This is a genomic window from Streptomyces soli (assembly GCF_003999195.1).
GTDB lineage: Bacteria > Actinomycetota > Actinomycetes > Streptomycetales > Streptomycetaceae > Actinacidiphila > Actinacidiphila soli.
In genome coordinates this window covers 1-8,695 of record NZ_RJVR01000006.1, presented here as the reverse complement: position 1 = coordinate 8,695, position 8,695 = coordinate 1, and the positions used below count along the sequence as shown (strand labels likewise).

At 66.9% G+C, this 8,695-nt stretch carries 7 protein-coding genes and 1 pseudogene; 7 read left to right on the top strand and 1 reads right to left on the bottom strand.

From position 1 onward, the window contains the following. Nucleotides 1-1,104 precede the first annotated feature (1,104 nt). Complete coding sequence (locus EFK10_RS00460; protein ID WP_127353811.1) at nt 1,105-1,731, bottom strand: HAD family hydrolase; 627 nt, start codon at nt 1,729-1,731, stop codon at nt 1,105-1,107. 166 nt (nt 1,732-1,897) lie between these two features. Between EFK10_RS00460 and EFK10_RS00455 the strand changes: the two genes are divergently transcribed. From EFK10_RS00455 to EFK10_RS00425, 7 genes and pseudogenes are all read left to right on the top strand, one after another. Then, the gene (locus tag EFK10_RS00455) at nt 1,898-3,124 is read left to right on the top strand and encodes a helix-turn-helix domain-containing protein (RefSeq protein ID WP_127353810.1); all 1,227 of its coding nucleotides are present in this window, start codon (nt 1,898-1,900) and stop codon (nt 3,122-3,124) included. Between the two features lie 79 nt (nt 3,125-3,203). Continuing rightward, nucleotides 3,204-3,440 carry a hypothetical protein gene (locus EFK10_RS00450; protein ID WP_127353809.1) on the top strand — a complete coding sequence of 79 codons (237 nt, stop codon included), beginning with the start codon at nt 3,204-3,206 and terminating at the stop codon, nt 3,438-3,440. Further along, entirely contained in the window at nt 3,437-3,859 is a 423-nt protein-coding gene (locus tag EFK10_RS00445) for an ATP-binding protein (RefSeq protein WP_127353808.1), read from the top strand. Before EFK10_RS00450 ends, EFK10_RS00445 begins: the two co-directional genes overlap by 4 nt. Nucleotides 3,860-4,277: 418 nt before the next feature. After that, nucleotides 4,278-5,276, top strand: a complete 999-nt coding sequence (locus tag EFK10_RS00440; RefSeq protein ID WP_240676883.1) for a D-alanine--D-alanine ligase family protein — start codon at nt 4,278-4,280, stop codon at nt 5,274-5,276. 26 nt (nt 5,277-5,302) lie between these two features. After that, nucleotides 5,303-5,935, top strand: a complete 633-nt coding sequence (locus EFK10_RS00435; protein ID WP_127353807.1) for a C39 family peptidase — start codon at nt 5,303-5,305, stop codon at nt 5,933-5,935. Beyond that, nucleotides 5,935-7,317 carry a UDP-N-acetylmuramoyl-tripeptide--D-alanyl-D-alanine ligase gene (locus EFK10_RS00430; protein ID WP_127353806.1) on the top strand — a complete coding sequence of 461 codons (1,383 nt, stop codon included), beginning with the start codon at nt 5,935-5,937 and terminating at the stop codon, nt 7,315-7,317. The genes EFK10_RS00435 and EFK10_RS00430 overlap by 1 nt, the downstream gene beginning before the upstream one ends. 1,176 nt (nt 7,318-8,493) lie before the next feature. Then, a pseudogene (locus EFK10_RS00425) lies at nt 8,494-8,695 on the top strand (hypothetical protein); the annotation flags it as partial.

Genomic DNA, 8,695 nt, shown 5'->3' with positions numbered 1-8,695 from the left:
CCCATCCGGATCCGCTCCGGGTACGTCTCACCAGCTATGTGATCCTTCGGCACAAGATCGAGATCATAGACGATCTTGGACTAGCCGAGCGACGTTGGCCTTGCTGGGGACGCGAACTCGACGTATCTGCGTCAGATTGCTCAGATCGACCGTGCGGTTGCCCGTGACAGTCCGAGCAGTGAGAAGCTGACCAGGGCCGTGACGTACCGAGCGAAACGACGTGTACAGGAGCGGAATTCCCAGCGCCAAAGCCAACCCCGCGAACATGGCGGGCACCCACGCACCGGAGCGCATTACCCCGAATCGCTCCAAGAGCGCAGGTACAACGATGGCGCCCCCTACGGCCCCGCCGAGAACAGCAGAACCCACGTGTAGGCGACGACGGGCTGTCTCGGCCGGAACCGCCGCCCGGGGCGCCTTCTCGACAACGATGCCCGCGCCAGCGGCGCGGGCCGCAGAGCGGTACTTCTTCTTCTGCCTCTTCGACACCAGCGGAGCGTACCTGCAACATTCTGAGGCGTGACCCCTGCGCCGAGCCCAACCTCAGCAAGACGTCAGACCTGTGATCAGCCGCCCGTTGAAACGATGCCGGTTGAGCCCTGACAACTGCCCAACACTGCTTGGACTCCAACGTCAACCCCCCGAAGGATTTCCGGAGCCGACCACTTAGCGATGGACATGAGCGAGGCGGTGATTATGAGGGCGCTGAGCGGCAATTCGGCGACCACCGGCCCTGCGTGGTAACTGGCTACGGATGCTCAGCATTTCGGTAGAGAGCTGGGAAACGGCCTCAAAAGGAAACGGCTCTCGCCGACTGGTTCGCTGCCCAGCACCAGCTGGCGTAGGTGCTCTTCTGTACGTGCCGGTGAGGGCGTGGGCGGAGTCGGCGGCGCTGGCCATGAGCGCCGTGGCCTACAACTCGGGCACCCTCAACGGGGCGTGGCAGGCCGGCGCGCAGGGGGTGCAGGTCTTCGACGGGGCCGCATGCGGCTGGGCCAGCCACAAGGACACCGACAAGGCCACCGGCATGCTGCCGCGTGGCCCGCCTCCCACCCGCGGTGCACCAGGGGGGTCGGGCCGCGCCCCGACGTCGCCGCGGTGTGATCAGGTCGCCGGGGTGGCGCAGCTGAGCAGCGCGTCCAGTTGTGTCACCGTGGCGACGGCATCGGTGTGGTGGATGGTGCGGATGCCCAAGGCTTGGGCGGGCGGCAGGTTCTCCGCGTGGTCGTCGACGAACACGCACTCCTCGCCAGCCAGTTGGAGAGCATCCAGGGTATGCTGGTAAATGCCCGGATCGGGCTTGCGCACACCGACCTGCTCGGACAGTACGATCGCGTCCCACTCGCCGTCCCACATGCCCAGCGCCTTATACGGGTTGTAGGGGGTGATGCCGAAGCTGTTGGAGAGCATCGCGACCTTGATGCCGGCGGCGCGGGCGCGGCGCGCGGCCTGGACCATGCGGGGCTCCAGGGGCAGGTTCGCCAGGGCGCGGCGCATCAGGTCGGTGGGGTCTATGCCGAGGATGCCGCCGATGACCTGGTTCCACTGCTCCTGCGTGGCTTCGCCGACCTCCAGCGCCTTGTAGATCGCCACCCCGTCGGGGTGCTCGTCCAGCGCGTGGAAGTAGGCGCCGGGTGTCAGGCCCTCGCTGCGCTCGAAAGCTTCGCCGTTGAGCCGCATCCGGATGGTGAGGACACCTCCGAAGTCGAGAATCAGGCCGCGGTAGGTCATGGCTGGCTCCGTACGAGTGTGGCGTCGCACCCCCGGGTGCAGGTGTGGGCACGCTATACCAGGGGGGTGTGCGGCCGGTTGACAGCTCCCGCCTTCCCCGAGCCGGGCCGTACCCTGGCTGCGGAGGGTTGCAACGCATGCCACGAGCGTGAGGGGACGTCAGGTCATGACCGTCGAGCACAACTTCGGTATCGGCGCCCGTATTCGGTACTACCGCGAGCGTCAGGGCTTGTCGCAGAAGGCCATGGGTGAGCTGGTCGGCAAGTCGGAGAACTGGGCCTACAAGATCGAGAAGGGCGTGCTGCCCATTGATCGTCTGTCGGTGCTGATCGACCTCGCGCGGGTGCTGAACGTCCGCGACCTGACCGACCTGACCGGCGGTGTCCTGAGCGGTGCCGTGTCGGGGCCGCAGACCGAGCACGAGGCCGTCCCCGCGATCCGCCGTACGTTGGCGCTGCCGTCGTCGCTGCTGCCGTCCGGGATCGGTGAGGTGCCTGTGGACGAGTACCGGGCGGCTGTTGATGACGCGTGGCGGGTGTACGAGACGCAGACCCATGACCGGTACGCCGATGTCGGCGGCCGGCTGCCGAACCTGCTGCGGCAGGGCTACGCGGCGGTACGCGACGCCGGTGGTGAGGAGCAGGAGCGGCAGGCGGTGGCGTTGCTGATCTCCGTGTTCGGGCTGGCGCAGGTCTGGTTGCGCCGTGTCGGCGAGCCGGTGCAGGCCCGTATCGCCGCCGACCGGGGTGTGGGCTTGGCGGACCAGGTGGGGGACCCGGCGCTGCTTGCTGCGGCCACCTGGGGCCTGGCGTGTGTGCTCACCTCGTTGGGGGATGTCGCGGACAGTGTGGCCCTGGCGCGGGAGACCATCGCCAGCTGCAGGCCCGGCGAGGACGCCTCGAAGGAGTACCTGTCGGCGTACGGGGCGCTGCACCTGTCGGCGGCTGTCGCCGCGGTGCGCGACCACCAGGGGCCGGTGGCGTGGGACCTATACCGGGGCGCCGAGCGGGTAGCGGCGCGTCTGGGCCGGGACCGCAACGACTGGCACACCAGCTTCGGGCCCACCAATGTGGCCATGCACGCGGTGCACCTGCGTGCCGAGGAAGGCGACACGGTGGAGGCGCTGCGGGTGGCGGACAGCGTCGAGGACAACCCGGAGCTGCCGCTGGAGCGGCGCACCAGGTACCTGATCGAGGTCATGAACTGCAACCGCATCCAGCGCGACGACTTCGCCACGGTCTACATGCTCAAGCGGATCACCGGCCAGTCACCCGAAGAGGTGGGCTTCTCCCCGCTGGTCCGCGAGGCGGTCGCAGATCTCCTCAAGCGGGAAAAGCCCATGTGGCGGCAGGACTTGAGGATCGTGGCGCAGCACATCGGCATGACCGCGTGAAGATCGTTCTTCCCTGACTTACCGTCAGCCCGGATTATTCCTCAGGGTCGTTCACTAACTGTGCTTCTACGGTGACGGTATGACGAAACGTCACCTCCCTTATGGAACGTTACGGGCATGGCGCGTCGAGCGTGCCCCCGGCGTCCCGGAACTCACCCAAGCCGGGCGCATCGCGATTCCTGTCCGGCTGCGCCGGATCGGGGAGCGTGTCTGCGTTGTCGAGTCCTTGCTGGTCCTGACCGCTGAGGACGCCGAGGCGCTGTGCGGCGCGCTGGCGGGCCTGATGAACGCCAGCGGACAGCAGGCGGCGTCATGACCAGGCCGCTGCAGCTAGTGCAGCCCATCCAGACGTGGGAAATGTGGTTCACGCCGTTTCCCAAGACGGTGTACATCGCCCGCCGCCAGGTCGGCCGGACCCTGAACGGCTGGGGCGTGCCCGAGGACACGGTGGACACCGCTGTCCTGATCACCAGCGAGCTGGTCACCAACGCGATCCGGCACTGCGACACCCAGCACCTGGTGCACGTGCACATCACCGACGACGGCGACGAGCTGCTGCTGGAGGTGTCCGACCCCAGCCGCCAGCACCCCCGGCCGATGATCGTGCCGAGCGACGCCGAGAGCGGGCGCGGCCTGATGCTCGTGCGGGTAGTCGCCGCCGACTTCGGGGCGCGTGACCGCGATCCGGTCGGCAAGACCGTGTGGGCCACTGTTCCCCGGCTGCCCGCGTCTTGAAGCTCCGGCCCGGCAGCGTGTTGTCCCCGTGCACCCTGCCGGGCCGGTTCCATCTGCCGCTTCTACAGGACAGGTGCGGCCTGACCACTGGAACCCCCTATGCGCCTACTCGACCGAGCGTTACGGCTGGCTCGCACCGCCCGGCGGCACTCCGCAGCCCTGTGCATCGCAGCGTCGTCCGTGTTCATACCGCCGGTCGTCGTCTTCACCGGCGACCAATGCCTGCACACGCTCACCCACTGGATCTGACATCCACCCCCGGGGGAAGGCCCTCACCCTCCGGAGGGCGCCTTTGAAGCTCCTGCCTGGCCGCGTCACGAGCGGCTCCCCCGATGCGGCCAGGCAGGTACCACTCGCACAGGACGGGACACGGTGCGCGATCTGATCGCCAGCCCGTTCAAATGGAAGGAGAACCGCGTTGACGGCCACGTTGATAGGTACCTCTGCAACGCCCGAACTTCCCAAGGACCTACGCATCGGCGTTATCTACGGGGGTGACTCGCCTGAGCGTCCCGGGTCGGTGGCCAGTGCCGAGGCCGCAGCGAAGTCACTGTCCCGGCAGGCCGACATCCTCGGCAACCTGAGCGTTGAGCTGATCGATTTACGCGGCCTGGACCTGACCGCGCTGCGAAGCCGCATCGATGTCGCGCTGCTGGCCTGCCACGGCCTCGGCGGCGAAGACGGCAAGATCCAGGGCACATTGGACACCCTCGGCATTCCCTACACCGGCTCTGGTGTGCAGGCGTCCGCCATCGGCATGGACAAGGACCGCGTCAAACAGATTCTCCTGGCGCAGACCATCGACACGCCGCGGTGGGTCACCCCGCACCCCAGCCATTCCATGGAGACCACCGCGTCCACTGCTCACCTGACGCTGGGCTGGCCGGTCTTCGTCAAACCGGCCGCGGGCGGAGGAAGCCTTGCTGCCGGCATCGCCAACGACGAGGAAGAACTTGCCGGCCTGCTGCGCACCGGGAGCCAGTACGAGCGATTCATCATCGAGGAGTACCTGGAGGGCACGCCCGCAACAGTGGGCGTGCTGGAAATCGGTGGCCAGCTCACCCCGTTGCCGGTGCACACCGCGTTCACCGACCGGCAGTTCTACGACTACGAGGCGAAGCACAACCCTGGTGAGCGCCGTGAGGTCTGCCCTGCGGACCTGCCCGGCATGGTCACCACCATGCTGCAGCAGACCGCCTTACGGGTACACCGCGCCGTCGGAGCGCACGGTGTGTCGCGGGTGGATTTCCTGCTGCACCCCAGCGGACGCCGACCGGTCCTGGAGATCAACACTGTCCCCGGCCTGTCGGAACGCGGGAACCTGGCGACAGCGGCCGGCGCGGCCGGACTCTCGTATGACGATCTCATCCGCCACGTGCTGATGACGGCGTTCACGAAGGCGTCATACGTACCGTAGTGCGCTGCGGGCGGCAGACTGTCGCCATGACATCCGTGATCACCCACAAGGTGCCGTACTACAGCCAGTGGGAATCGGCCGCGCTGGTACCCCAGTTCATCTCGGGCACCAGTGCGGCTGAAGATCCGCTGTGGCAGAAGTCCGGCGCCGACAGTCGCGAGGAGTACGCCTTCTGGGCCCCACGGGTGTGCGGCATGGCCTGTCTGCGGATGACGCTCGACTGGCTCGGGCGCGACGTGCCCCCGTCGGTGCCGCTCGTCCGCGAGGCCCTGGAGGCAGGCGCCTACGTACGTACCGGCGATGAGGTGAAGGGCCTGATCTACGCACCCTTCGCAGACTGGGCGCGCACACGGTTCGGCCTGCACGCCCGGTCACGCCCGGACCTTCCCGCCCAGGAGGTGCACGCCGAGATCGCCGCTGGCCAGGTCGTATTGCTCAGCGTCCACAAGACCATCCGCACTCTCGACCCGGCTCCGCCGCACCGCGGCGGCCATCTGGTCCTGGCCGTCGGCGCCAGCCCTGAAGCCGTCGTGCTTCACAACCCCTCCGGCCTGCCAGACCGCTCCCAGCAGTTCCACCACGTGCCGTGGTCCAGCCTCGACCGGTTCTACGCCGGCCGCGGCGTCGTCCTCGGCCCTTCCACCGAAAAGACCACCTGATGATCCCCCTGTCCCTCGGCCATCTCGCCGCCGCCACCGCTGCCACGCTCGACCGGATCACCGACGCCGACGCCATGGTCACCGCGCCGCTCTCGTTCGACTCCCGCGACATCGCCCCCGGCGGCCTGTTCGCCTGCCTGCCCGGCCGTCACACCGACGGACATGACTACGCCGCCCAGGCTGTCGCCGCCGGCGCCACCGCAGTGCTCGCCACCCGCCCGGTTGGTGTGCCGGCGTTACTCGTGCCGGACGTGCTGACAGCAATGGCCGGCCTTGCCGCGCAGGTGGCGGCCGCCTTCACCGGCACCGTGATCGGCGTGACGGGATCGGCAGGCAAGACCACCACCAAGGACATCCTCGCGGCGATCCTCACCCTGGACGGACCTACCGTCGCGACCCAGAAGAGCTTCAACAATGAGATCGGCTTCCCCGTCACCGTCAGCAGGGTCGAGGAGAATACCGCCTACCTGCTGCTGGAGATGGGCGCCCGCGGCCAAGGACACATCGCCTCCCTGTGCCAGATCGCCCGTCCCACCATCGCCACCGTGCTCGGTGTCGGCTCCGCGCACATCGGCGAGTTCGGCAGCCGCGAGGCCATCGCCGACGCCAAAGCCGAAATCGTCCAGGCCCTGCCGAGCGACGGCGTCGCCGTCTTGAACGGCGACGACCCCCTTGTGAGGGCCATGGCAGCTCGCACCCGTGGACACGTCCTCACCTTCGGCACACGCGAAGACAGCACCGTCAGGGCCACCGAGATCACGCTCGACGACCAGGGCCGTCCCCGTATCACCCTCGCCTACCGCGGCGAGTCCGGTAGCGTGCAGCTGCGCATCCACGGCCGCCACAACGCCACCAACGCTCTCGCCGCAGCAGCCACTGCCCTGGCGGCCGGCGTACCCCTCACCACGGTCCTCCAAGGGCTGGAACAGGCCGAGATCACCTCCGGCAATCGCATGCAGGTCACCACCCGCCCCGACGCTGTCACCGTCATCAACGACTCGTTCAACGCCTCTCCCGAAGCCGTGCAGGCCGCCATCGCAGCCCTGGGCGACATTGCCGGCCCCCGCCGCCGGCAGGTCGCGGTGATCGGCGAGATGGCCGAACTCGGCGATGACGCCGCCGCCTGGCACAAAAGGATCGCCGACCGTATCGCCCGCAGCGGCATCCAGCACATCGTCCTCGTCGGCGGCCCGCAGGTCGAGGCCATGCTCGACACCATCCGTGCCAGCGGAGTCAGCGCCGAGATGGCCAATCCCGCTGTGCCGCTGGCCGAGCAGGTCAACAAATCGCTTCAACCCGGCGACGTCGTGCTCATCAAGGGCGCCAACGCCCTTGGCCTGGGCATGGTCGCCGACCTGCTGGTCAGACTCACCACCGCGTAACGCGAAGAGCCGTCTGACCCTGCCCCTGCCCCGCCTCCCGGTACCCCCGTCCGGGAGGCGGGGCCCTTTGTTTGGTGTCACAGAGGCTTGAGTTCGTAGTACGCCCACCCAGCCAGGCGGGCTGGGGAGTGGACAGAACCCCAGCTTAAGAAGCTCGGGTGACCTGGGGTGACCTAGGGCCGATCGTCGCGCTGACCCTGCAACTCGACGTCTCGGCTCCCGGTCGGAGGTCAAGTCGCCGACCGGGAGCCGAGTCGGGACACGGGTGTCGCTAATTCCAACCACAAAGGCCGTCCATAGTTTATACGTGAATTGCGGTGATCTTTTGCCGTTGAAGTAACTTGGCGGTAACCGGATCAATGGAGGCTCTGAGGCTCGTTCGGATCTCAGTGTGGGTCTTTCTAGTGACAAGCAGGGCGGTTAGATATTTTTTAGCCCGCGATTCGATTTGACTCATTCGACGCGTGAGACGAGTATCGAGATTGAGATTGAGCCGCTTCGTCGGCCATGCAAGTTTCCAGGGGTCCAATGCTGCGGGTTTGTAGCGCGCAGTGCCTCTTTCCCTGGCCTGGGTTGACTATCCGATTGTATGGGACGAGCGAATCGGACCCGCCCCTGCAGGAGGAGGGAATTTCGATGCGAAAAGGAATTTTGGCGGCCGCGATAGCAGCGGTGGTGTCCGCCGGGTCAACCGTTACCCTTATTTCAACCTCCCCGGCTTCCGCTCTTCCGACCGCAGTCCCTGTGGCGGCATGCAGTCTACAAAGTGGGGTGATACGTGGTAACGGCTTCGCTCCATACCGTACATATGACGTCACGCGTGATGGCATATCCCGTTCTCGCGTCTCAGCGGGCCCGAATGGCGGCATTCGGACCAGCATTACTGGCGGTGGTCCGGTTTCTGTAGGCACCATTCAGTGCGGGTGGCCGGGATCAGGCTCAGGCGCAACGACATCTGCCGCTGAAGCAACTGCAAAAGGGACAGCAGCAGCACAGCAGGCAGTGCGCAATGGCGTTTCCAGGGAGCAGGCAGCCGCAATAGGGGGACGGGCAGCACAAGCAGAAGCGCAAAGGCTCGGCTTGCCATCCTCCGTAGTGAACCAAGTAACGAACAACACAACAAGCATTATCAACAACACAATAAGTGGAGGCCAAGGCAACATCATTCAGAGCCCGTTGCAGGTCGGTGGCGGCGGCAACACCCAGAGCCCGTTGCAGGTCGGTGGCGGCGGCAACACCCAGAGCCCGTTGCAGGTCGGTGGCGGCGGCAACACCCAGAACCCGTCGCAGACCGGCGGCGACACCCAGAACACCCCGTCGCAGACCGGCGGCGACACCCAGAACACCCCGTCGCAGACCGGCGGCGACACCCAGAACA

Excerpts from the sequence above, each read along its gene's own strand:
- EFK10_RS00460 (WP_127353811.1), bottom strand. The coding sequence starts at position 1,731 with ATGACCTACCGCGGCCTGATTCTCGACTTCGGAGGTGTCCTCACCATC.
- EFK10_RS00455 (WP_127353810.1), top strand. The coding sequence starts at position 1,898 with ATGACCGTCGAGCACAACTTCGGTATCGGCGCCCGTATTCGGTACTAC.
- EFK10_RS00450 (WP_127353809.1), top strand. The coding sequence starts at position 3,204 with ATGACGAAACGTCACCTCCCTTATGGAACGTTACGGGCATGGCGCGTC.
- EFK10_RS00445 (WP_127353808.1), top strand. The coding sequence starts at position 3,437 with ATGACCAGGCCGCTGCAGCTAGTGCAGCCCATCCAGACGTGGGAAATG.
- EFK10_RS00435 (WP_127353807.1), top strand. The coding sequence starts at position 5,303 with ATGACATCCGTGATCACCCACAAGGTGCCGTACTACAGCCAGTGGGAA.
- EFK10_RS00430 (WP_127353806.1), top strand. The coding sequence starts at position 5,935 with ATGATCCCCCTGTCCCTCGGCCATCTCGCCGCCGCCACCGCTGCCACG.